Source organism: Amycolatopsis sp. (genome assembly GCF_036008905.1).
Taxonomy (GTDB): domain Bacteria; phylum Actinomycetota; class Actinomycetes; order Mycobacteriales; family Pseudonocardiaceae; genus Amycolatopsis.
In genome coordinates this window covers 63,625-85,781 of the sequence record NZ_DASYMU010000040.1, presented here as the reverse complement: position 1 = coordinate 85,781, position 22,157 = coordinate 63,625, and the positions used below count along the sequence as shown (strand labels likewise).

Here is a 22,157-nt window from a genome sequence, read left to right as displayed (position 1 = left end):
GTGGCGCTTGCCTGAACTTGGATGCCGGGTTGCGGCGAGGACATGAAGTGCTGAGAGGCGGTGGACAGCACGATCACAAGAAATCCGGCAGCTGCTACTCCAGCCAGAGCCTTAAACGCGGTGCTAATTGCAGTCTCCTCACAAGCCGATGATCCAATGCCACGAAGCATATAGACACATGGCTGATCACAGAGCGCTAGGGGGGCGGTAACTCTAGAGAGTGACCCGCCACCCAGGCCGGTACGAAAAACATCGCAGAGGAGATCTAGACACTAACAGGGAGACGATTAGAAGATGAAAATATTTCATCGCGAAGGGTCATGGCACTAACGGGCTACGTCGCTTCTGCGATGCATTTTCCATAGCCTCAGTGCGCTCAAGTGGGATTTCTGGCGGTATGGAAGCGACCTCGGCGAGCCGGTTGCGTACCGCGGCAGCCGCATAACGGTCGTCCGCCGCCTCCAAGAGCGAGAGGGCCACTCGCCAGGACTTCACGGCTTCCTCGTGTCGAGCTTGGCGATACAACAGTTCGGCAATGGTCCGCAGCGCCCCTGCCTGCCCACGACCGTCCCTGGCACTACGGCAAAAAGTCAGCGCGCGGCGCGCACACAGCTCGGCATCACGGTATTCACGCTGGTCAAGATGAATAGACGCCAGCGTGGAGTACACCTTCCCAGACTCCGCAGGGTCGTCCGGCTCGTGTATCTCCAGGGCACGTTCACAGTAGCCCCGACTCTCGGCCAGATTACCGCGTTCGAGATGGATACTCGCCAACTCGGCAAACACGCAGCCCTTGATGTGAATATCCCCAAGTCGATCAGCACTCCACAGCGCATCACGACAGAATGATGCCGCAGCGTCAAGATTGCCCGCCCTTCGATAAGCCTCACCCAGTCGGTAAAGTGCAATAACTTCCTGTCCTCGAGCGTCGATTCGGCGCAGTTCAGCCAGTGCGGACAACTGGGTTTCGATACCCTTTCGCACATCACGTTCCAGCTGAATCCTACCGAGAAGATGCCGCATGATGGCAATACCCAGCGGGTAGCCGATCTGCTCGAACATAACCTTTGCCGACATAACACTTTCCCAGGAGGACTCGAAATCGCGAAGCCCGATCAGGATGTAACCCAAATTTCCCATCCAACTGGCGGCATCGAGATCATTTCCCATTTTCTGTGCGGAAACAATGGCCAATCGCAACGCCGCGGCAACCTCCACCCCATGGCCTTGTCGAGTCCATATCTCTCCGATAACACTCGGATACTTGGAAACATAGACTTCTAGTCCACTGTTACGATCAACCGCATATCGAATGAGAGACATGATATTGACCCGCTCGCGGTATGCCCATTTCATCGCACTTTTCTCGCCATTGAACTCTATTGGCACCACACCTGCCGGAACAGGTGGAATGGTGACGCGTGCCCCATTGGGGACCACGACTTGGTCCGCGTTTTGGGCTGAGGCAAGGAAAAAGCCGAGCAGTCGCTCCTCCGCCGCGGCGAACTCATCGGACTCGACGGCGAGTTCTCGCGCATAGCCGCGGAGCAGGTCGTGGAATCGGTAGCGATCGCGCGACTCGGGCTGTCCCAGGAGATGGGCGTCGACGAGGATGTCCAAGCCCTTCTTGGTCGTCCTGCTGTCTTGTCCGAGCAGCGCGGCAGCCGCGGCGAGACTGATGTCGGGGCCGGGGTTGATGCCCAGCAACCGGAAAAGCCGTTGCTCGCGGGGATCGAGGGCGCGATAGGACCAGCTGAGGGCGGCTCGCACGCTGCCGTCGGGACCGTCGCCGTGGTCGCCCAGTGCCAGCAGGGTCTGCTCGTCCCAGAGCTCGTCGACGAACTCTCCCAGCGGCACTTTCGGTCTGCTGGTCACGTGGTCGGCGACGATCCGCAGCGCGAGCGGTACGCCATTGCAGAGGGCGGCCAGGTCGCCGATCGCGACAGATTCCGGCTCGGCCCGTTCACCCAGCCATTTCACCAGCCAGGTCTTGCTTTCCGCGTAGTTCAGCGGCGGCACCGGCAGGCTGAACGCGCCGACACGGGTCAGGCGGCTCAGCCGTTGCCTGCTGGTCAGCACCACCGTGCAGTTCGACAGGCAGTCGAGCAACGGGAGGACGTGCTCCGAGTCGCGCACGTTGTCCAGCACCACCAGGGTCCGAGGACCGCTGAGCAGGCTGCGGAGCTTCACCATCCGCCCCGCCTCGGAAGGTATCCCGTCCGCCGGGAAACCCAGTGCTCCCAGCAGTTCGGCGACGACTTCCGATTGCTCGACCTTCGGCCCGCCGGCGAATCCGTTGAGGTTCTTGTAGAACCGGCCACCCGGGAAGCGCGATCCGGCTTGGTGGGCCCAGCGCAAGGCGAACGCGGTCTTGCCGACCCCCGGTTCCCCGGACAGCACGGTGATGGTGGCGGGAGGCTCACTTTCGGCGGCTGTCGTGAAGGCGTCGAGCTTCCGCAGAAGGACCTCTCGTCCGGTGAAGTCCGGGACGTCGTGCGGCAGCAGGTTGAGCACTTCGGCGGCCGATGGTGAACTCAGGGCCACCGGCTGCTGATCGTGGCCGTGCCGTGCGACTTCTTCGTGGAACCGCTTGAGCTCGTCCGCGCCGTCGTCGTTGCCTTCGTCGATCAGGCGTTGGGCATTGCCCACGAAGCAACTCGTCGCGTCTTCGAATCGCTGCAGGCCGCGCAGCGCGATGATCCGCTGCTTGACCAAAGTCAGATCGGCCTGGAGATCCAAGGGAAGATCGGAGAGCCTGCGCAGGACCTCGTCGTGCTCACCTAGACCCGACAGGCTTTGCAGCAACGCACCGTGGGCGGGCAACAGATGATCGGCGACCGCCATCCGGCGCCAGTTCTCCGCCCGCGCGCCGCCCAGGTCGGGTAAGGGAAAACCGGTCCACAGCTCGTCGACGGCGGAGGCCAGGGTCAGGGCCGCACTGGCGTGGTCACCCAGCCTCGCGACTATCCGAGCCCGGCGGACCCGGTCGCGGAACTCGTGGAAATCGATCTCTTCACGGTCGACGTCGAGCCGGTAGGTACCGCCTCGGACGTTGATCTTCGGCGGGTTGTCCATCTTTTCGAGCACGGCCGAGATCCGCTTGCGATAGGTGTACAGCGTCCCCGCGGGATCACCGGGGACCTTGTCGTCCGGCCAGATCCAGTCGATCAGCTCGCTCACCGGTACTGGCTGACAAGTGCGCAGCAACAGGACGGAAAGCAGCCCCAACGGCTTGGACTGCGTCGAGACGAAACGATCACCAACACGGACGGCCGTCTGGCCCAATATTCTGAAATTGATCTCCACCAGCGCTTCCCCTCGCTGGCCGGTGACTCCGGACAATTGACCAGTCTGCCCGCAATTCGCGGGAATTCACCAGCGTAACGGGGGTTCCGAAATCTTGTCGTTACCTGCCGGGCCGATGACCCGATCGGTGACAGTTATTTGTCCCCCTTTCGTCCCGGATCGAAATCCGGACACCGCACGGATACGCCCCGCAACCCGGCTGGCCTGCGGATTCAGGGGAATGACTCAGCCGTGTCAGCGAAACGTCCCACTCCGCCTCGCAGCCTGGTCCGGCTGGGAAATCCCGGCGTGACGGGGAGGTTCGAAATGGATATCGATGTCGTGGTCGTGGGACTGGGTTGTACTGGTTTGCCGATGGTCGTCGCGGCGGCACGCGCCGGGCTCAAGGTGGTCGGCGTGGACGGCTCGGAGGCGCGCGTCGCCGAGATTCTCGCAGGTGAAACAGGTTTTGGCCGGGCGACCGTGTCCGAGCACGAGTTCTCCGCGCTGCTGGCCGGACCGCTGCGACTGCGGACCGGACCGGTTCCGCAGTCGCACGTGCATTTGCTGTGTGTACCGAGCCGGGATCTGCCGAACGCGGTGGATATGGTCACCGATTCCCTGCGGGACGGTGATCTCGTGATCGTGCAGAGCACCTGTCCGCCGGGAATGATGGACGACGTCGTCATTCCCCGGTTCACCCGGCGCACCGACGCTCGAATTCACCTCGTGTATTCGCCGGTCCGAGTCGATCCGGGCCGGAAACAGGACGCCGTCGTGCCACGGGTGATCGCCGGTGCGACCCCTGACTGCCTGTCGGCGGGAATGCGTTTTCTCCGCGAACTCGGGGAACAACCGGTCCCCGTCGGATCGATCCGCACCGCGGAGCTGGCAAAAGTCTTCGAGAACACTTTCCGGCTGGTGAACATCTCGCTGGCGAACGAGCTCGCGGCGTTGTGCCGGGAGTCCGATGTGGACATCGCGGAGCTGCTCGACGCCGTGAGCACGAAACCGTACGGCTTCGTCCGGCACGACCCCGGTCCGGGTGCCGGGGGCGACTGCGTACCGGTGTGTGCCGAGTTCTTCGCGAGTGCCGCTCGCCGGCGCGGGATCCCGGCGAGGACCGTGGAAGCCGCGATCGCCGTCAACGACACCATGCCGACGAACGTGGTGCGGCATCTTTCCCTTCGCGGCCAACGGGTGATCGTCGCCGGGGTGGCCTACAAGCCCGGCGTCGCCGACGTACGGCGATCGGCGGGCGTGCGCATCCTGGAAGAACTCCGGGCGGAGACCGAGGCCGGCTATCACGATCCCCACGTGCCGAACCTGCGGCTGAGCGATGGCACGGAGTTGCGGAGCAGGCCGATCGAACCCGGAGTCGCGGACCTCGTCCTGGTGGTCACCAAACATCCCGGGATGGACGTCGGCGGTTTCGAAGCGGCGGTCGTGGACTGCTCCACCGGAATTCCGTCCTTTGTGGAGGTTCGTGATGCTTGAGCGGTGGATACGCGGCCCCATCGGCCTGGACTCGGAAAAACTCGTCACCCGGGCGGACTGCCGCACCGTGCTGGTGGTGATCCCGACGATGACCGCGGGCACCCGGCTGCGGGACCTGGTGTCCTTGGTGCAGGGCGACCACCGGATCCAAACCCTCTACACCGTCCCGGATTCGTACCAGTCCCTGCACGGCACGGCCGAATTCGCGGCCGCGGGCGGCGGTTTGGTGATCCCGTGGCAGCAGGCCGTCAACCACGGATTCGACCTGGTGCTGGGCGCCAGCCCTACCGGACTCGACCAGGTCCGCGGCCGGATCCTCGTCATCCCGCACGGCGCCGGGAACCTGATGTCCCTCAAGTACAGCCGCGACGCCGGTCCAGGCGGACGGCCGCACATCGGGTTGGCGAGGGAAACGTTGACGCGCCGGGGAAAGCTACTCCCGTCGGCGCTGGGGTTGACTCACGACGACGACCTCGCCGCGCTCCGGGGCTCATGCCCCGAAGCCCTTCCCGTGGCCGTGGTCGCCGGGGACATCTGCTACGACCGGATGGTCGCCAGCGCTTCCTTCCGCGACGACTACCGCCGTGCGCTCGGTGTCGCCGACCACGAACGGCTCGTCGTCGTCAGTTCGACGTGGTCGACCGAATCGGTGTTCGGCCGTCATCCCGGGCTGTGCCGACGGCTGCTGACCGAGGCTGCCGGGACGCCGTACCGGATCGCGCTGATCCTGCATCCCAACGTGTGGGCCGTGCACGGCCGAGGACAGGTGACAGCTTGGTTGGCCGACTGCATCAACGACGGACTGCGTGTCATCCCGCCGGAGGAAGGCTGGCGCGCCACGGCGGTGGCCAGTGACCACGTGCTGGGTGACTACGGATCCACTACCCAGTACGCTGCCGCGATCGGCAAACCTGTGACCCTCGCGGCCTACCCGGATCGGGCCATTCGAACCGGCAGCATCGCGGACCGCGTCGCGAAAGCCGCGCCACGGCTGGATCTCGCGCGTCCGCTGCTTCCGCAACTGCGGCACGCCGAACCCGACGGCCGGATCGCCGAACTCCTGACCTCCCGGCCAGGACAGACGGCCGCGATCCTGCGGCGCACCATGTACGGCCTGCTCGAGATGGCCGAGCCCGAAGGAAAAGCGCGGCTTCACGCGGTCCCGCCGCCCGAGCCGGTCACGTTGTGAACCGCCTCCAGCTCGCCGACGTCATCATTCTCGGCGACGAACCGACCGTGGGGGTGGCGGCCGAGCGCGCGGCCGCCACTCTCGCCGAACTGACCGGCTGCGCCCTGGTCGCGGTCGGGGTGACCAACCAGGGCATCCTGCTGGCGGCCCGCCCTGGCCAACAGATGCTGGTACCGCCCGGCGACCTCGGGCAAGTCGCCGCCGAGGCCTACGAATCGCTGCTTCGCGACGGCGGTGTTCTCGTGAGCCGATCCGCGAGCTCAGCCGCCTTCGGGTCTCCGCTGGCGGAATAGGCCTGGTGCGCGACGGCCCAGTGCTCACGTGCTTCGTCGACGTCACCACGTTGCCAGGCGAAGTCCCCGAGCACCAGGAGCGCTTCCGCCTCGTAACGGGTCGAGCCAAGCTCGCGGGCGACACCCAGTGCTTCGGTCAACGGCGGCAGTGCGTCGGACCCGCGACCGGCACGGAGGTAAACGGAGGCGAGGCTGGTGAGGGTGCGTGCGCGCAGTGCCCGATCCAGGCTCGACATCGTCTCCGCGGCCTCGCGCAATGCCTTGATGGCCTCGTCGTGGCGTCCGAGTTCGGCGAGTACTTCGCCGATCCTGCGCTGGGCCAACGCGACCGCGCGCTCGGTGCCGATCACCGCACGGATCTCCTTGACCTGCTTCAGATACGCGAGCGCGCCCGCCAGGTCTCCGTTGCCCTGAACAGCTCCCGCCAGCTCGCCCAGCACCATGGCCCTGGTGGACTCGTCATCCGTCCGCTCGATCAGGCGAAGTGCCGCGTGCCCCTCGTGAATCGCGTCGTCATAACGACGAAGACCCGTCAACGCGAAGCACAGCTGAGCACGCAGACACGCTTCCGCGACGACGTCTCTTTCACGGTGGGCGGCGGGGATGCCCATCGCGTGCATCTCCAGCCAGTCGCCGTAGTTCCTGGCGTGTAAGAAGAATCCCCACATCGCCTCGCAGAATTCCCAGGTGAGCCCGTCCCAGCCGTGTTCATCCGCCGAACGGACCGCGAGGAGGATGTTGTGCCGCTCATCCGTCAGCCACTCCAGTGCTTCCCGGTGGGAGGCGAACCCGGGCTCGCGGTCCTCGTGGAACCGTTGCCCGACCCGGCGCCTGGTGGCCCGGAGCACGAGATCGGCGTCCACCGCCCGGTTCAGATACCACTCGACCACCCGCCGGACCACTGCCTGCCGGTCGGGCTCCGAGTCGGCCCACTCCGCCTGCCGCCGGGCATGCAGGAGCAGCAGGTCGTGATAGCGGAACCGCTGGTCGCTGATCTCCTTGATCAGGTTGCGATCCACCAGCGCGTCAAGCGAATCCCCGACGTCGTCGGCGAGTCCGCCGACCGCGGCCGCGGCGACCTCCACGCCGAAAACCGTGCCGGGATGCAGTGAGCACATCCGATACGCCCGCTGCTCGGGAATCGGCAGGTCGGTGTACGACACGTCGAAAATCGCCTCCACGGACGACTCGTCAAGAGTCAGCGTGGCGAGCCTGTCGTCATTGCGCAGGTTCCCGATCTCCCTCGACACCGATCGCCGGGGATGCGCCGAAAGCCGCGCCCCGACCACGGACAACGCGATCGGCATCCCGCCGCAGAGCCGGGCCAGCTCCGCCGCTTGGTCGTCCTCGCCCGCCAGCCTGCCGCGGCCGACGATGTTGCCGAGCAGCTCCACCGAGTCGTCGACCGAAAGCGGATCCACCTCGATGAACCGGCCGCCGTCGAGGCTCAGCCCGGCCAGCCGCCAGCGGCTGGTGACCACCACCGTGCTGTCACCGGACGCGGGCAGCAGCGGCCGGACCTGGGCCGCGGAGAACGCGTTGTCGAGCAGGACGGCCATCGCGCGGCCCGCCGTCATGGTCCGGTAGAGCGCTTGCCGTGGTGCCAGGCCGAACGGGACGTTCCCAGGACGGACACCGAGCGCCAGCAGGAACCACTCCAGCACCTGTTCCGGCTCGATCGGCCCGCTCGGCGCGAACGCCCCGAGATCGACGTAGAGCTGGCCGTCGAAGAAGCTGTCGCGGGCGTCGTGCAGCCAGCGCAACGCGATGGTGGTCTTGCCAACACCGCCCGGGCCGCTGATCACCGCGACCAGCGGACCTTCGTCGTCACTCCATTGGCGCAGCAGGGACAGTTCCCGGTCCCTGCTGGTGAAAGAACGCGGCGGTGGTGGCAACTGCGACGGGATGGGGACATCGGGGCCAGGACTGTTGATCGTCACCTGGCCGATGGACCCCGATTGGACCACCGCGCCCCGGACGATCCCCGACAGATCGTTCCGTACCGGTCTTTCGCCCGTCCCCATGAATTTGTGCCCCTCCGACCGCTGCTCCCCCTTCACCTTTCGTGGTACCGATTCGCAACGCTCAGCGCATCAAGGTGAAGGCCGATCATTAACACCATGCCATGCCGGGGCCAAGGCGGAAGTGTGATTCTCGCGGGAATTTCTCCGGACGTCCGAGGTCAGAGGGTGTGAGGCGCTTCATCGTGGACGGGTTCGGCGATCCAGCTGGCCAGCAGTTTCATCGCCTGCTCCGAGGGCGAGCCGGGCTCGACGGTGTAGAGGCCGAGCACCAGGTCGGGGTCACCGGTGGGACTGAGCGCCTCGTACTCCAGGGTGAAGTCGCCGGCGATCGGGTGGTGGTAGCTCTTGCTGCCGTAGTCGCGGCGCAGGACGTCGTGCTCCGCCCACCACTGCCGGAAGTCCTTGTCCCGCACCGAAAGCTCGCCGACCAGATCGGCAAGCTGCGGGTCCTCGGGATGACGCCCCGCGTACAGATGCAGGCCGGCGACGGTACCCCGCGCGGCGGACTCCCAGTCGGCGTAGAGCTCCCGGGCGGACTCGTCGAGGAACAGGAAATGCACCATGTTGCGCTCGCGCCTCGGCAACCGGTCGAAGTCGGTGTACAGCGCACGGGCCATGCGGTTGCCGGCCAGTACGTCCATGCGCCTGCCCAGCAGCAGCGCCGGGACGTCGGTCCAGTTGTCCAGCACCCGCTCCAACCCCAGGCGCACCCGCTGCGGCGGCATCGGGCGGCGGCGGCCGCGGGTGGGCCGCGCGAGGGTGAACAGGTGACCGCGCTCGGTTTCGTCGAGCAGCAGCGCCCGGGCGACGGCGTCCAGCACGGATTCGGACACGTTGAGGTTGCGCCCGCGCTCCAGCCGGACGTAGTAGTCCACGCTCACTCCGGCGAGCATGGCGACCTCCTCCCGGCGCAGGCCGGGCACCCGGCGCGCGCCGGCGGTACGCGGCAGGCCGACGTCCTCGGGAACGATCCTGGCGCGGCGTGAGCGCAGGAAGTCGCGGAGTTCGGTGTTGCCCCCGTCGGCGGAGCGGTTGTCCATGACTTCAGCGTAGATCGGGAAAGACGCCGCGGCACCGTTCCCGGGGGTGTCTGCTGGACCCTGTTTCAGAGGCTGGGCGGAATGAACTGGTAAGCGCCCTGATCCCCGGTTGGGGAATCCATCTTGACGTCGTCGTGACGGGCTTCACGCAGGCCGCCACCGCGGGCGAGTTTGGTACCGCCGCGCCGCCGGTCACGCAGGTCGATGATGACCGCGACGCCCAGCATGACCGCCAGAACCGACCCGAGAACAATCCACCCCATGTCGACCGCCTTTCCACCGCCCCCGGTGTGACCTGGGGCTCAAATCGGCGGAAAGATTGATCTCCATTTAGGGTCACGACCTGAACGCGGCACGGTGGTCGTGGGCCCAGCTCGCGAAACTCCCCGCGGGACGGCCAAGAACACGGGGACCGTCGTCGGTCAGGACGGCGTTGTGACCTTCGCGAGCCCAAGTGCTGCCGGTGATGACGACTTCGACGGCCACACTGTCCATACCGGACTGAAGCAGCTGCGCACGGGCGGAGTCACGGGGTAGGTCGATAGTCCGGATAGGACGGTCCAGCACCCGCGACAGGACGTCGGCTTGCTGGGGGACACTCAACAGTTCCGGTCCGGTCAACGTGTATGTCTGTCCACTATGGATCGGATTGGTCAGTGCTTCGGCGGCGACAGCGGCGACGTCACGCGGGTCGACGATCCCTTGACAGCCGGGGCCCGTGAGGTTGGGAATCGGTTTCCCGGCGGTGATCGCGCCCGCGAACCGGAGGAAGTTGGACGCGAAACTCGACGGCCGCAGCACCGTCCATGCCATACCGCTGTCCCGCACGGCTTCCTCCGCCTCAAGATGCCAAGCCCCGACGACCTCGTCGCCGAACTTCTCCCCGCTCCCGATCGCCGACAGTTTCACGATCCGTTCCACCCCTGCCGACTTCGCCGCGTCGAGCAGGGCCAAGTCGTGCCGCGCGCTGGGTGACCCGGGCGCGGTGAGCAGGAAGACGGCGTTGACGCCGGTGACAGCGCGCTCGAGCGACGCCGGGTCGTCGAAGTCCGCCTGGACGTCACCGCCGGTCCGGCTCATGGCCCGGAACGGTTCGCCCCGGTCAGCCAGGAGCCGGACGAGGTGACTGCCGATGGTGCCGGTCGCACCGGTGATCAGGATCATGCGGAAGACGTTGCCGCGCGGACGTCCCGGCCGATAGGAAGTTTCGGCACTCTATGACGCCCATCGCGCCTCTACGCTGGAAGGGTGAACGACGACGAACGCGCGTTGCCGGTCCCGGCGGCATTGAGGCCGTGGCTGTCCGGGCTCAGCGTCGGCGGCCTCGACCGGGAACGGACCGTGTCCGACGAGCCGGACCACGCCACCACGCTGGTTTTGCGCACGGCGCCCGGGCACCGCGGCGACCTCGTGGTCATGGGCCCGCGCACCCGCGCCGGCTACCACTTCGGTGAGCCGGGTCCGTCCTGTGTCAAGGCCCGGATCCAGCCCGGCCGCGCCGGTGCGCTTCTCGGCCGCTCGGTGCGGGACCTCGTCGACAAGGTTGTCCCGCTGAGCGACTTCTGGGGCGAGCTGCCCGAGACCGCTTCTCCGGCGTCGTTCGAAGACCTCCTGCTGGGCCAGCTGGCTGAACGCCGTCCACCGCGGGACCTGGTTCGCGACGCGGCCACCTTGCTGACCGCCGTCGGCGTGCGGGACACCGCGCTGAAACTGCACGTCAGCGAGCGGCACCTGCGCACCTTGTTCACCGACGGCGTCGGCGTCTCCCCCAAGCACTTCGCCCGGATAGACCGCGTGCGCACCGTGCTCGCGCGGGCTCGCACCCGCGACTGGGCCCGGCTCGCGGCCGAGGCCGGCTACTACGACCACTCGCACATGACCGCGGAGTTCCGCCACCTCATGGGCGTCTCGCCCAGCGCGTTCGCGGCGGGCGAACTGCCCGCCGCCACGGCGTGTGGCCGGTGACAACTTCGGGAGTACAACCTGCCCGAAATATGGTATAGAACCGCATTCCGTAATGGGCACGCATTGTTACTTTTCGCGCACCGAGCACGTGGTCAAGTAGGCTGTGGACGGCGGTGCCACTCGGTGGACGGTCCGCTAGTATCGGCAGCTCGGCGCAGCAGATCTTCAGGGAGGCCCAACTCCATGACCATGCTTTACGGTAACGACGAGCGGCATCAGCTCGCGAAATACATGTCTACGCCGACCTCCTCGTTCACCGAGCTGCTGGCCGAGCACCACCCGGGGGCCCTGCCCTGGTCACACGCCTCGGGCAGCCAGCCGGGAAGCGCGATGCCGCACGGCACGACCATTATCACCCTGCGATTCGCCGACGGTATTGTCATGGCCGGTGACCGGCAGGTGACAAGCGGTACGACAATCGCTTACCGGTATGGCGAGAAAGTTTATGCCGCCGACAATTCTTCGGTAGTCGGAGTGGCCGGAACAGCCGCTTTGGCATTCGAAATGGCCAAGCTTTTCCAGGTCGAACTCCTGCATTACGAAAAGATCGAGGGCGTCGAACTCTCTTTGCAGGGTAAGGCGAACAAGCTCGCCGGAATGGTGCGCGGCAACCTCGAGATGGCCATGCAGGGCCTGACCGTGGTCCCGCTGTACGCCGGTTACGACGCCGATTCCGGCATCGGCCGCATCTACAGCTACGACCCCGCGGGTGGCCTGACCGAAGAGTTCAAGGGCTATCACTCCATCGGTTCCGGTTCGATCTTCGCGCTGGGCAGCCTGAAGAAACTGCACGACGTCGGTCTCGACGAGCAGGCCGCGGTCACCGTCGCGCTGGAAGCCCTTTATGACGCGGCCGAAGGCGACACGGCGACCATGGGCCCCGATCTCGCGCGCGGGATCTATCCCATCGTGCACGTCGTGACGGCCGATGGTGGCCGCGCGCTGACCGACGCGGAAACCGAGACCTTCGCGCGGGGCATCGTCGAACGCCGTCAGAGCGCCCCGGACGGGCCCCGGGCGATCATCGAGTCGTAAGCGCGATCCCGCTGACCGGCGTGTTTTCGCCGGTCAGCGGGCACGTTCGTAGGTCGTGATCCGGAAATCCAAGCCGTTGCCGGACTGCCGCCAAGTTTCATCGAATTCCGTGCGCTGCCAAGCGTCGTCGATCACCGGCGCGTACGCGTCGCCGTCCACGGGCTTGGCGAGTTCGGTGACGACCAGTCGTTCCGCGAGTGGGAGTGCGGCGGCGTAAACCTGCGCCCCGCCCATGACCCAGACGTCGGTCTCGCTCATGGCCAACGCTTCTTCGAGTGTGTGCGCGACTTCCGCGCCTTCGAAATCGGCATCGGTGTGCCGCGTGAGCACTATGTTGCGGCGTCCCGGCAGCGGGCGCATCTTCGGCGGCAGCGATTCCCACGTCAGCCGGCCCATGATCACCGTCGTGCCGAGGGTCAATGCCTTGAAATGCGCCAAATCCTCGGGAAGCCGCCAGGGCAGCGTGCCGTCGCGGCCGATGACGCCGTTGGCGGCCTGGGCCCAGACCAGCCCGATCATCAGACGGCCACCGGCGCCTTGATGGCCGGGTGGTGCCGGTAGTCGACGAGCTCGAACTGCTCGAACTCGTAGTCGTAGAGCGACTTCGCCGCGTCGAGTTTGATCTGCGGGAACGGCAGTACTTCGCGGCTCAGCTGTTCGGTGACCTGCTCGACGTGGTTGTCGTAGATGTGGCAGTCGCCGCCGGTCCAGATGAAGTCGCCGACCTTGAGGCCCACCTGCTGCGCCACCATATGCGTGAGCAGCGCGTAGCTGGCGATGTTGAACGGGACGCCTAGGAACAGGTCCGCGCTGCGCTGGTACAGCTGGCAGGACAACCGGCCGTCGGCGACGTAGAACTGGAACATCGCGTGGCAGGGCGCCAGCGCCATCTTGTCGAGCTCGGCCACGTTCCACGCCGAGACGATCATGCGGCGGGAATCCGGGTCGGCGCTCAGTGTCTCGAGCACCTGCTCGATCTGGTCGATGTGCTGCCCGTCCGGGGTCGGCCACGAACGCCACTGGACGCCGTAGACCGGGCCGAGATCGCCGGATTCGTCGGCCCATTCGTCCCAGATCTTCACGCCGCGCTCCTGCAGCCAGCGCGCGTTGCCGTCGCCTCGCAGGAACCACAGCAGTTCGAGCGCGACCGAACGGAAGTGCACCCGCTTGGTCGTGACCAGCGGAAACGCCTGGTCCAACGGGAACCGCAGCTGGTGCCCGAAGACACTGCGCGTACCGGTGCCGGTGCGATCCGATTTGGGGGTGCCGTTCTCGAGGACATGCCGAAGAAGGTCCTCGTACTGCCTATCCACCATGGTCGCGAGCTTACGTGGCGTCGTTCAGTCGATCCGCAGACACGCGCAGCAGGGCGATGAGATCCCGTACCAGCGCGGGTGGACGCCGCCGATGGACCAGGCAGATCTCCCGTGCCGGAGCCGCGTCACCGAGCTGGTGGATGCGCACACGGGCGCGGTCGACTCCGGCCAGCAGGCTCTGCGGAACCAGCGCGATGCCGAGTCCGGCGCCGACCAGCTCCAGGATGAGGTGGTAATCGGCGGTCTCGTAAGCGACCCGCAGCTCCAAATTCGCCCGGACGGCGAGCGTCGACAAGCAGGTCCGGTTCGGCATACCGGGCGCGCCCGAGATCCACCTGTCGTCCGCCAGGTCAGCCAGCGCGACTTCTTGCGTCGTGAGCCGATGCCCGACGGGCAGCGCGACGCGAAGCGGGTCGACGAGCAGCTGCCGCCGGTCGAGCCCGGGACATGGCACCGACGGCACACCGGGATACCGGTGGGTGATCAGCAGATCCAGGTCGCCCGAAGTCACCAGGCCGTACCCGCCGGGCGGCTCGACGTCGACCAGCGACAGCTCCGCCTGCGGATACTGCCGTTCCAACGCCGCGAGCGCGCCGGGGACCAGCACCTCGCCCGCGGTCGCGAAAGTACCCAAGGCGAGGCGCTGGGGTTGCTCCTCCATCGCCGCCTTCACCGCGGCACGGGCCTCGCGCAGCTCGCCGAGGACGCGTTCGCCGTGCTCGACGAGGATCGCGCCGACCGTCGTCGGGACGACCCCGGCGGCGGTGCGGTCCAGCAGCCTGGTGCCGAGCTCCTTCTCCAGCTTGGACAGCTGCTGCGACAACGCCGACGGCGTGAAGGACAGCTTGCGCGCGGCTTCGGCGATCGACCCGGCGTGCGCGACCTCGACCAGGATCCGCAGGCGACCGGCATCGAGTTCCATCCCACCATCGTAAGCAGAGCTAACCGGAGGTGAGGAATGCCAGCTGGCGCTTACGGCGTTCGATGTCGACCATGGACCGCATGAGCACCCTGCTGTCTGTCACCGACGTCCACGCCGCCGCCGGCCGGATCCGGCCCTACGCCCGGCGCACGCCGCTCCTGCGCGCCGACGTCGACGGCAGGCCGGTGCTGCTGAAACTGGAGCAGCTGCAGCTCAGCGGGTCATTCAAGGTGCGCGGAGCGCTCAACGGCATGCTTTCGGGCTCGCCGGACGATCACATCGTCACCGCGTCGGGCGGCAACCACGGGCTCGGTGTCGCGACGGCGGCAGCGCTGCTCGGCATGGCGGCGACGGTCTACGTGCCGGAGACCGTGCCCGACGCCAAGGCGCGGCGCATCGAAGCGGCCGGCGCGAAGCTCATCCGGCACGGCGCGCACTACGCGGAGGCCGCGGAGGCCGCTGCCGACTTCGCGGCCCAGCCCGGGCATCGGTACCTGCACGCCTACAACGACCCGATTGTCGTTGCGGGACAAGGAACCCTCGGCGCCGAAGTGATCGCCGACGCGCCGGACGTCGACGCGGTGGTCGTCGCGGCCGGTGGCGGCGGGCTGGCCGCCGGGACAGCGCTCGCGATCGGCGACCGGCGGACTGTCGTCGTCGAGCCGCGGTTCTGCTGCTCCGCGCACAACGCGCTGGCGGCGGGAAAGCCCGTCGACTCGCCGGTGGACTCCGTCGCTTCTTCCGCGCTGGGCGCTACGCGGATGGGCGACTTGCCGTTCTCCGTGCTGTCGACGGGCAACGTGCATTCCGTCCTCGTCAGCGACGAGCAGATCCTCTCGGCGCGCGACCGGTTGTGGGAGGAGTTCCGCATCGCCGCCGAACCCGCCGCCGCGACGACGTTCGCCGCCTGGCTCGCCGGTGTCGTCCCCGGCGAACTGGCCTGCCTGGTGATCTGCGGCGCCAACACCGACTGGCACGCCGCCTAGGTACGCCAGGCGCGGTCGCCGAGGAGCGACAACGCGGCAGGGAGCAGGACGCCGCGGACGAGGGTGGCGTCGATGAGAATCGCGACGGCCATGCCGACCCCGAGCATCTGTTCGCCATCTGTCGACAGATGGCGATGTCTTAGTTCGTGAGAGATCACGTGATATCGCCATCTTGCGGAGTGGTTGACCGAACCACTACCGGCGGCGCAATAGGGAGATAGCGGGTGCGAGAGCGCTTTCCCGACATAAAGCGTCCTACCGAGGGTGCCCGATGTCAAGAGAGCGCTCTCTCAACCGCGTTCGAGCTCGACTGCTTCACTGGGCCGAATGAGGTAAACGTCAGGGCCGAACAGGGCCACTTCGCCAGCGTCACAGCACTTTGCTTGACGAACGATGTGACCTGGGTCATCCTCAGATCTGCGAGAGCGCTCTCTCAGCCTGCTGTTAGTAAATTCGCAACAGCCAAGGGAGTTGCTTCAATGACGAAGAAACTGACCCGGCGCCGAACCGGCGTCCTGATTGGGATGGTCGCCGCGGTCCTCGGCGGCCTGCTCACCGCCGGCATGGCCACGACAGCGGGCGCCGAGCCGGTGCGCGTTGCCGAGTTCGCCGCCGAATGCCAGTTCAGCCACCGGCTGCCCGACGATCCGATCGTGCTCCCCAACCTGCCCGGCGCGTCGCATTCCCACGACTTCTTCGGCAACCGCTCCACCGACGCGCGCTCGAACTACCAGAGCCTGCTCGGCGCCACAGGCAACTGCGACCCGCTCATCGACCTGTCCTCGTACTGGGTGCCGACGCTGACCAACCGGGGCGTGGCGATTCCGCCGTCCAGCATGACGTTCTACTACCTGGCCGAGATCAACAACCCCGCCGCGATCAGGTCGATCCCGGTGGGATTGAAGATCGTCGCGGGCAACGCGAAGGCGACCGGTGACGCCGACAGCATCGCCCGCTGGTCGTGCCTGCACCACGGCGAGGTCAACCCGTCGAAGAACTTCGTGAACTGCCCGGCGGGCTCCAAACTGGAGACCTACCTGGACTTCCCGCAGTGCTGGAACGGCCGCGATCTCGACTCCGCGGACCACAAGAGCCACCTGGCTTACCCGGTCGGCGGCAACTGCACCTCCACACATCCGATCGCACTGCCGAAGCTGCGGTTCGTACTCCGGTACTCGACCAACGGCGACCCGTCGCAGATGAAGCTGGCCTCCGGGCCGGGCTACACGATGCATGGCGACTTCTTCAACGTGTGGCCCGCCGGCGAGATGGACCGGCGCGTGCGCGACTGCATCAACGCCGTGATCAAGTGCGGCCCGAACGGCATCCCCGGATGACGTTCGCCCGCATCGCGGCGGCTGTCCTGCTCGCCATGGGCCTCGCGGCCTGTGGCGGGCAGGCGGCCACGCCGCCAAGCCCGACGCACCAGGAACACCAGGTGCGCGAGCCGCCGACCGCCGCGCCCGGTCAGTTCGGGCCGACGGAACAGGCTTTCACCGAACTCGCGATCGCCACCGACGAGCAGGCCGTCAAACTGCTCGACCAAGGCGGCAAAGTCACCTCGCCCGCGTTGCGCGACCTCGCTACGGAAATCGGCGTCACCCGCCGGGCCGAACTCGCCGAACTACACGGATTGCTCGACGCGGCCGGGATCCCGTTCGTGAACAACCACGCCGGCCACGACATGCCGGGGATGCCGACCGCCGAAGAACTCGGCGCGCTTTCGGCGTCGGGCGGCGATTTCGACAAGGTGTTCGCCGGACTGCTCCGGGCACACCTCGACGAGTCGACCGTCGTGGTGAAGTCCGTTTTGGGTGCGACATCCCATGTCGGCACGAAAGCCGTCGCGGCGAAAATGGCCCAGGAGCGGGCGGCCGACCTGCCACGACTCGACCGGACCACCGGTTCACCCTGACGCGGGTGCACGGGAAACGGGGAATCCCCTGGCCGGACGGTATAAAGGGGCGGTGTCCGTGCCCCGCGATCCCCCGTCGAAACGCGTCACCCTCGAAGAAGTCGGCCGGGTGGCGGGTGTCTCCAGGGCGACCGTGTCCCGGGTGGTGAACGGCGTCGCCAGCGTCGACGAAGCCATCCGAGAGGTCGTCGAACAGGCGATCGCGGCCACCGGCTACCAGCCCAACCTCGCCGCGCGCTCCCTGGTGACGCGCCGCGCGGACGCGATCGCGCTGGTGCTGCCGGGCGAGAGCCGTATCCTCGGCGACCCGTTCTTCGGCCAGGTGGTCACCGGGGTGACGAACGTGCTGGACCCGCTCGGGATCCATCTCGTGCTCATGACGACCAAGACCGGCACGCGGGACCAGGTGATCACCGACCTGCGCCGCGGGCGGCTGGACGGCGTCATCCTCCTCCACACCGATGGCGACCACTCGCTGCCGGAACAGCTCGTCGGCTCGCACCTGCCGGTCGTGTTGTCTTCGCGCCCGCCTCGGCCGCTGCCGATCACCTACGTCGACGTCAACCAGTCCGCCGGGGCGGCGCTGGCCGCCGAGCACCTCGCCGGGCTCGGGCGCCGGAAACTCGCGACGATCTCCGGGCCGCTCGACACCTCGGCCGGGCAGGACAGGCTCGCCGGGTTCCACGAACGGGCCGCCGAACTCGGGCATCCGGAGAAGATCTGCGTCGAGGGCGATTTCACCCGCGAAAGCGGAATGGCCGCCGCCGAGCGGTTGCTCGGCGAACATCCCGACATCGACGGTTTGTTCATCGCTTCGGACCTGATGGCCCACGGCGCGTTCCCGGTGCTGCGCCAGCACGGCCGCCGGGTGCCCGACGACATCGCCGTGGTCGGTTTCGACGACAGCAGCGCGGCGCTGTCCTGTGATCCGCCGCTCACCACGGTCCGCCAGCCGGTCGAGGACATGGGCGCGGAAATGGCCAGGCAGCTGCTCCGGCAGATCGCGGAACCGGACACGCCGGTGACCACGGTGGTTTTCGAACCGACCCTCGTCGTCCGCCGGTCCGCGTAGCCGGGGTCCACTGTGGACCTCCATCGCGGCAGATCGGGCGGGTTCCAAAGCATGACACCCAAGTCAGTGAACAAAGGCGTGCTTCCCACACGCAGTAGTCGACACACAGGGAAAATGTGACACCGGTCACAAATTCTGCTGCACTGCTGGTCCAACGGAGTTTTTGGGTACTACGGAGAGTTTTAACAACTTTTAGCGTCCGAGACACTGGACGCGGCGGCCAGGCTTTCGTAACCTAGCCGAGATCTCGCGGCGGAAGCAGACGTATCAAACGTCGGCTACGCGAGATCGCCGCCGTGACAGCTTTGTCGGGGAGCTGCACCGGAACCCACCGCGTGTCAATGCTGATGCGGTAAAGCTGTGCTCGACGCGCGGCCGGTCGGCGGCCGAAGCGTAAAGGAGACACGCGCGACGTGCGGTCGCATTCACTCAAGCGCGTGGTGTCAGGTGTATTGGCAGCTTCAGCCGTGATCGCGGTGATGAGCGTTGCCCAGTCCCCAGCCACCGCAGCCCCAGTCCTCCAAGTCCCCCCGACTTCGTCCGACGCACTGGCGAAGTACCGCGAACTCTCGACTCAGGCCGAGAAGATCAACGAGCAGTTCCTCAGCGCCAAAGACGGGCTCACCGCCAAGCAGGCAGACCTGGACAAGGCCACCCAGGACCTGAACGCGGCCAAGGACGCCGGCGCCAAGGCGTCGGTCGACGAAGGCAACTTCCGGGTCGACGTCGACAAGTTCGCCAGCGCGACGTTCACCAGTGGTGTCCAGATGAACAAGCTTTCCGCGTTGCTGGCCGGTAGCTCCAGCCAGGACTTCCTCGAGCGGGCGACCGCGCTGGACGTACTGGCGACCGACCGCAACCGGGCGCTCAGCAACTTCACCGGTGCCGTCGACCAGGCGGCGCAGGCCGCCAAGACGGCGGCCGACGCGCAGACGCGCTCGACGGAAGCGCGCGATGCGGCGGCGAAGCTGAAGAGCGACGTCGAGGCGCAGAAGAGCGCACTCGACAAGCAGATCAAGGAACTCGAAGCCCAGGCGGGCAGGCTGAGCGCCGCGGACAAGGCTCTCCAGTCCGACAAGGGTGGCAGCGCCCCGGGCCTCAGGGCCCCCGGCGCGGCAGCCCAGACCGCGATCGACGCGGCACTGAGCAAGCTCGGCAAGCCGTACGTCTACGGCAACGAAGGGCCGAACAGCTTCGACTGCTCCGGACTGACGCTCTGGGCGTATGCCCGAGGCGGCGTCACGCTCCCGCGGACGAGTGGCGCGCAGGCCGGTTTCGGCGCTGCGGTGTCCAGGTCCGCACTGCAGCCGGGCGACCTGGTGTTCTACGGCTCGCCGGTGCATCACGTGGGCATCTATCTCGGCGACGGCAAGATGGTGCACGCACCCACCTCGGGTGACGTCGTCAAGATCTCGCCGTTGCAGAACGACTACAGCGGGGCACGTCGCCCTTCTTGAGTCACGCATGACCCCGGCCGGGGCGGTGTCGCTACGCGATGCCGCCCCGGCTTTTTATTTCGCCATCTGTCGACAGATGGCGATCTGTCGCACCCTTCGGCGACTGCGTCCTTCGGGTGGCGGGGGCGGGCCGGTGTGGCGCGGGCGGGCGGTGGCGGCGATGCTGTGCGCGTGGATCAGGAGCTCATCGACCTTGCCGGCGCCTACGGTGTCGCGACCCGCTACGAGAACTCGGATCAGCGCGAGGTCGTTGTCGATGACGACGTCGTCATCGCGATCCTTGCCCAGTTCGAGGTCGACGCCTCCAGTCCTGAAGCGATCCGGCGGGAACTCGCCGCCATCCGCGAACGGCGGGCGAACGCGGTGCTCCCGCCGACGCTGGTGCTGCGCGAAGGCACCGCGCACGACGTCGGCACTGCGGCCGTCGTCCACCTCGAGGACGGAACGCGTCTCGACGTCGGCAGCACGCTCCCGGCGGACCTGCCGCTCGGCTGGCACCGCGTGGTCACCGCCGACCAGGACGTCACGCTCGCCGTCGTGCCGCACCGGCTGCCCGAGGTGCCGCCGGCCTGGGGCTGGATGCTCCAGCTCTACGCCCTGCGCTCCGCCGAGTCCTGGGGCATGGGCGACTTCGGCGACCTCGCCACCATGGCCCGCCGCTCCGCGTCCGAGCTCGACGTCGGCGTGCTGCTGGTCAACCCGGTGCAGGCGATCAGCCCGACCCACCCGGTCGAGCGGTCGCCGTACTCACCGTCGAGCCGTCGCTTCGCGAACCCGCTCTACCTGCGCGTTTCCGCGACGAAAGCCTTCGAGAACGCCGACGAGCAGACCCGCGAACAAGTCCGGGCCCTCCAGCCCGCCCAAGACACCGAGCTGATCGACTACGACGCCGTCTGGGACGCCAAGCTCGCCGCACTCGAACTCCTCTGGCCGCACCACCGGGAGCCCGTCGAGCTCGACGCGGCGCTACGCGGCTTCGCCACCTACTGCGCGCTCGCCGAGGTCCACGGCGCCGACTGGCGCGAATGGCCGGACGCCTTGCGCGACTCCGGCAGCGAAGAAGTCGCCAAAGCCCGTACCGAACTGGCCGGCCGCGTCGCGTTCCACGGCTGGCTCCAGCTGCTCTGCCGTGCCCAGCTCGACGACGTCCGGGACACCGCGCGCGAAGCGGGCATGGCCGTCGGTGTCGTGCACGACCTGCCTGTCGGCGTCCATCCCGGCGGCGCCGACACCTGGGCGCTGCGCGACGCCTTCGCCCCGCGCGTCACCGTCGGCGCTCCCCCGGACGCCTTCAACCAGCAAGGCCAGGACTGGAACCTGCCGCCGTGGCGCCCCGACCGGCTCGCCGAGCTGGGCTACGCGCCCTTCCGTGACGTCGTGCGCGGTGTGCTCGCCCACGCCGATGGCATCCGCGTCGACCACGTGGCCGGGATGTGGCGCCTCTGGTGGATCCCACCAGGCGAACCCGCGCACCGCGGCACCTACGTCCACTACGACGCCGAAGCGATGCTCGGCGTCCTGACGCTGGAAGCGCACCGGGCCGGCGCGGTCGTCGTCGGCGAGGACCTCGGCACGGTCGAGGACGAGGTCACCAAGACCATGCACGAGCGCGGCCTGCTCAGCTCGGCGGTGCTGTGGTTCCAGCGCGATTGGGACGCGCCCGGTCAGCCGTTCGTCCCGCCGCAGGAGTGGGAGCCGCGGTCGATGGCGAGTATCTCCACCCACGACCTGCCGACGGTGACCGGCTGGCTCCAGGGTGAACATGTGCGCGTCCGCGCCGAGCTGGGACTTCTCGACGGCCCGGCGGACAAGGAGTACGCGTCGGCGAAGGCCGAACGTGAGGCGCTGATCGACTTCCTGATGCGGGAAGGCATCCCGGCCGACGACCTCGTCGTGGCACTCCACACGCTGCTCGCGTCGGCGTCGTCCCGGCTCGTCCTGACCTCACCGGCCGACGTGCTCGGCGAACGCCGTCAACCCAACCTGCCGGGCACGATCGACCAGTACCCGAACTGGCGAATCCCGTTGCCTGCCACCATCGACGAACTGTTCGCCGACCAGCACGTTCGAACCGTGGTGGCTCCACTGAAAGCGGCTCGCCGCGCCGAGCGACCTAGGTCATAGCGCGGACTGATTTGCCCGGCACTACCTTTGGGTACTT

At 67.3% G+C, this 22,157-nt stretch carries 19 protein-coding genes; 11 read left to right on the top strand and 8 right to left on the bottom strand.

The genetic code is table 11. The features are described from left to right. Positions 1–318 precede the first annotated feature (318 nt). A complete protein-coding gene (locus VGP60_RS07775; RefSeq protein WP_327547200.1) occupies positions 319–3,342 on the bottom strand; it encodes an AfsR/SARP family transcriptional regulator in 3,024 nt (1,007 codons plus the stop codon). Positions 3,343–3,612: 270 nt separating this feature from the next. Here VGP60_RS07775 and VGP60_RS07770 point away from each other — a divergent pair, with 270 nt between their 5' ends. Genes VGP60_RS07770 through VGP60_RS07760 form a run of 3 tightly spaced genes read left to right on the top strand, consistent with a single transcriptional unit; the run spans position 3,613 to position 6,264 of the window. Next, the gene (locus tag VGP60_RS07770) at positions 3,613–4,782 is read left to right on the top strand and encodes a nucleotide sugar dehydrogenase (protein ID WP_327547199.1); all 1,170 of its coding nucleotides are present in this window, start codon (positions 3,613–3,615) and stop codon (positions 4,780–4,782) included. After that, positions 4,775–5,971, top strand: coding sequence for a hypothetical protein (locus VGP60_RS07765; protein ID WP_327547198.1), 1,197 nt, complete (start codon positions 4,775–4,777; stop codon positions 5,969–5,971). The genes VGP60_RS07770 and VGP60_RS07765 overlap by 8 nt, the downstream gene beginning before the upstream one ends. Beyond that, entirely contained in the window at positions 5,968–6,264 is a 297-nt protein-coding gene (locus VGP60_RS07760; RefSeq protein WP_327547197.1) for a hypothetical protein, read from the top strand. The genes VGP60_RS07765 and VGP60_RS07760 overlap by 4 nt, the downstream gene beginning before the upstream one ends. Here VGP60_RS07760 and VGP60_RS07755 read toward each other — a convergent pair. The 4 genes from VGP60_RS07755 to VGP60_RS07740 all read right to left on the bottom strand — a co-directional run bounded on the left by VGP60_RS07755 (position 6,180) and on the right by VGP60_RS07740 (position 10,492). After that, on the bottom strand, positions 6,180–8,288 hold the full coding sequence (locus VGP60_RS07755; protein ID WP_327547196.1) for an ATP-binding protein: 2,109 nt from the start codon (positions 8,286–8,288) through the stop codon (positions 6,180–6,182). The genes VGP60_RS07760 and VGP60_RS07755 overlap by 85 nt on opposite strands. A gap of 158 nt (positions 8,289–8,446) precedes the next feature. Beyond that, on the bottom strand, positions 8,447–9,328 hold the full coding sequence (locus VGP60_RS07750; protein WP_327547195.1) for a helix-turn-helix transcriptional regulator: 882 nt from the start codon (positions 9,326–9,328) through the stop codon (positions 8,447–8,449). A 65-nt stretch (positions 9,329–9,393) separates the two neighbouring features. Further along, entirely contained in the window at positions 9,394–9,591 is a 198-nt protein-coding gene (locus tag VGP60_RS07745) for a hypothetical protein (RefSeq protein WP_327547194.1), read from the bottom strand. Between the two features lie 73 nt (positions 9,592–9,664). Further along, the gene (locus tag VGP60_RS07740) at positions 9,665–10,492 is read right to left on the bottom strand and encodes an NAD(P)H-binding protein (protein WP_327547193.1); all 828 of its coding nucleotides are present in this window, start codon (positions 10,490–10,492) and stop codon (positions 9,665–9,667) included. A gap of 84 nt (positions 10,493–10,576) precedes the next feature. Here VGP60_RS07740 and VGP60_RS07735 point away from each other — a divergent pair, with 84 nt between their 5' ends. Both VGP60_RS07735 and prcB read left to right on the top strand, forming a co-directional pair. Further along, positions 10,577–11,293, top strand: a complete 717-nt coding sequence (locus tag VGP60_RS07735; RefSeq protein ID WP_327547192.1) for a helix-turn-helix domain-containing protein — start codon at positions 10,577–10,579, stop codon at positions 11,291–11,293. 183 nt (positions 11,294–11,476) lie between these two features. Further along, positions 11,477–12,328 carry a proteasome subunit beta gene (prcB, locus tag VGP60_RS07730; RefSeq protein ID WP_327547191.1) on the top strand — a complete coding sequence of 284 codons (852 nt, stop codon included), beginning with the start codon at positions 11,477–11,479 and terminating at the stop codon, positions 12,326–12,328. A 33-nt stretch (positions 12,329–12,361) separates the two neighbouring features. On the opposite strand, the gene VGP60_RS07725 is transcribed toward prcB, so the two are convergent. Genes VGP60_RS07725 through VGP60_RS07715 form a run of 3 tightly spaced genes read right to left on the bottom strand, consistent with a single transcriptional unit; the run spans position 12,362 to position 14,566 of the window. Next, the gene (locus VGP60_RS07725; RefSeq protein WP_327547190.1) at positions 12,362–12,847 is read right to left on the bottom strand and encodes a dihydrofolate reductase; all 486 of its coding nucleotides are present in this window, start codon (positions 12,845–12,847) and stop codon (positions 12,362–12,364) included. Continuing rightward, the gene (locus tag VGP60_RS07720; protein ID WP_327547189.1) at positions 12,847–13,644 is read right to left on the bottom strand and encodes a thymidylate synthase; all 798 of its coding nucleotides are present in this window, start codon (positions 13,642–13,644) and stop codon (positions 12,847–12,849) included. Before VGP60_RS07720 ends, VGP60_RS07725 begins: the two co-directional genes overlap by 1 nt. Before the next feature lie 10 nt (positions 13,645–13,654). Then, on the bottom strand, positions 13,655–14,566 hold the full coding sequence (locus VGP60_RS07715) for a LysR family transcriptional regulator (RefSeq protein ID WP_327547188.1): 912 nt from the start codon (positions 14,564–14,566) through the stop codon (positions 13,655–13,657). An 80-nt stretch (positions 14,567–14,646) separates the two neighbouring features. On the opposite strand from VGP60_RS07715, the gene VGP60_RS07710 reads away from it, so the two are divergent. The 6 genes from VGP60_RS07710 to malQ all read left to right on the top strand — a co-directional run bounded on the left by VGP60_RS07710 (position 14,647) and on the right by malQ (position 22,120). Next, positions 14,647–15,552, top strand: coding sequence for a serine/threonine dehydratase (locus tag VGP60_RS07710; RefSeq protein ID WP_327547187.1), 906 nt, complete (start codon positions 14,647–14,649; stop codon positions 15,550–15,552). Between the two features lie 479 nt (positions 15,553–16,031). After that, positions 16,032–16,889 (top strand): DUF1996 domain-containing protein, encoded by an 858-nt coding sequence (locus VGP60_RS07705; RefSeq protein WP_327547186.1) that lies wholly within the window; start codon positions 16,032–16,034, stop codon positions 16,887–16,889. Beyond that, positions 16,886–17,467, top strand: a complete 582-nt coding sequence (locus tag VGP60_RS07700) for a DUF305 domain-containing protein (RefSeq protein WP_327547185.1) — start codon at positions 16,886–16,888, stop codon at positions 17,465–17,467. The genes VGP60_RS07705 and VGP60_RS07700 overlap by 4 nt, the downstream gene beginning before the upstream one ends. Before the next feature lie 58 nt (positions 17,468–17,525). Further along, on the top strand, positions 17,526–18,539 hold the full coding sequence (locus tag VGP60_RS07695; protein WP_327547184.1) for a LacI family DNA-binding transcriptional regulator: 1,014 nt from the start codon (positions 17,526–17,528) through the stop codon (positions 18,537–18,539). A gap of 413 nt (positions 18,540–18,952) precedes the next feature. Beyond that, positions 18,953–19,996, top strand: a complete 1,044-nt coding sequence (locus VGP60_RS07690) for a C40 family peptidase (protein WP_327547183.1) — start codon at positions 18,953–18,955, stop codon at positions 19,994–19,996. A 171-nt stretch (positions 19,997–20,167) separates the two neighbouring features. Next, the gene (malQ, locus tag VGP60_RS07685; protein ID WP_327547182.1) at positions 20,168–22,120 is read left to right on the top strand and encodes a 4-alpha-glucanotransferase; all 1,953 of its coding nucleotides are present in this window, start codon (positions 20,168–20,170) and stop codon (positions 22,118–22,120) included. Positions 22,121–22,157 lie beyond the last annotated feature (37 nt).

Excerpts from the sequence above, each read along its gene's own strand:
- VGP60_RS07770 (WP_327547199.1), top strand. The coding sequence starts at position 3,613 with ATGGATATCGATGTCGTGGTCGTGGGACTGGGTTGTACTGGTTTGCCG.
- VGP60_RS07765 (WP_327547198.1), top strand. The coding sequence starts at position 4,775 with ATGCTTGAGCGGTGGATACGCGGCCCCATCGGCCTGGACTCGGAAAAA.
- VGP60_RS07755 (WP_327547196.1), bottom strand. The coding sequence starts at position 8,288 with ATGGGGACGGGCGAAAGACCGGTACGGAACGATCTGTCGGGGATCGTC.
- VGP60_RS07750 (WP_327547195.1), bottom strand. The coding sequence starts at position 9,328 with ATGGACAACCGCTCCGCCGACGGGGGCAACACCGAACTCCGCGACTTC.
- VGP60_RS07745 (WP_327547194.1), bottom strand. The coding sequence starts at position 9,591 with ATGGGGTGGATTGTTCTCGGGTCGGTTCTGGCGGTCATGCTGGGCGTC.
- VGP60_RS07740 (WP_327547193.1), bottom strand. The coding sequence starts at position 10,492 with ATGATCCTGATCACCGGTGCGACCGGCACCATCGGCAGTCACCTCGTC.
- prcB (WP_327547191.1), top strand. The coding sequence starts at position 11,477 with ATGACCATGCTTTACGGTAACGACGAGCGGCATCAGCTCGCGAAATAC.
- VGP60_RS07725 (WP_327547190.1), bottom strand. The coding sequence starts at position 12,847 with ATGATCGGGCTGGTCTGGGCCCAGGCCGCCAACGGCGTCATCGGCCGC.
- VGP60_RS07720 (WP_327547189.1), bottom strand. The coding sequence starts at position 13,644 with ATGGTGGATAGGCAGTACGAGGACCTTCTTCGGCATGTCCTCGAGAAC.
- VGP60_RS07715 (WP_327547188.1), bottom strand. The coding sequence starts at position 14,566 with ATGGAACTCGATGCCGGTCGCCTGCGGATCCTGGTCGAGGTCGCGCAC.
- VGP60_RS07710 (WP_327547187.1), top strand. The coding sequence starts at position 14,647 with ATGAGCACCCTGCTGTCTGTCACCGACGTCCACGCCGCCGCCGGCCGG.
- VGP60_RS07705 (WP_327547186.1), top strand. The coding sequence starts at position 16,032 with ATGACGAAGAAACTGACCCGGCGCCGAACCGGCGTCCTGATTGGGATG.
- VGP60_RS07700 (WP_327547185.1), top strand. The coding sequence starts at position 16,886 with ATGACGTTCGCCCGCATCGCGGCGGCTGTCCTGCTCGCCATGGGCCTC.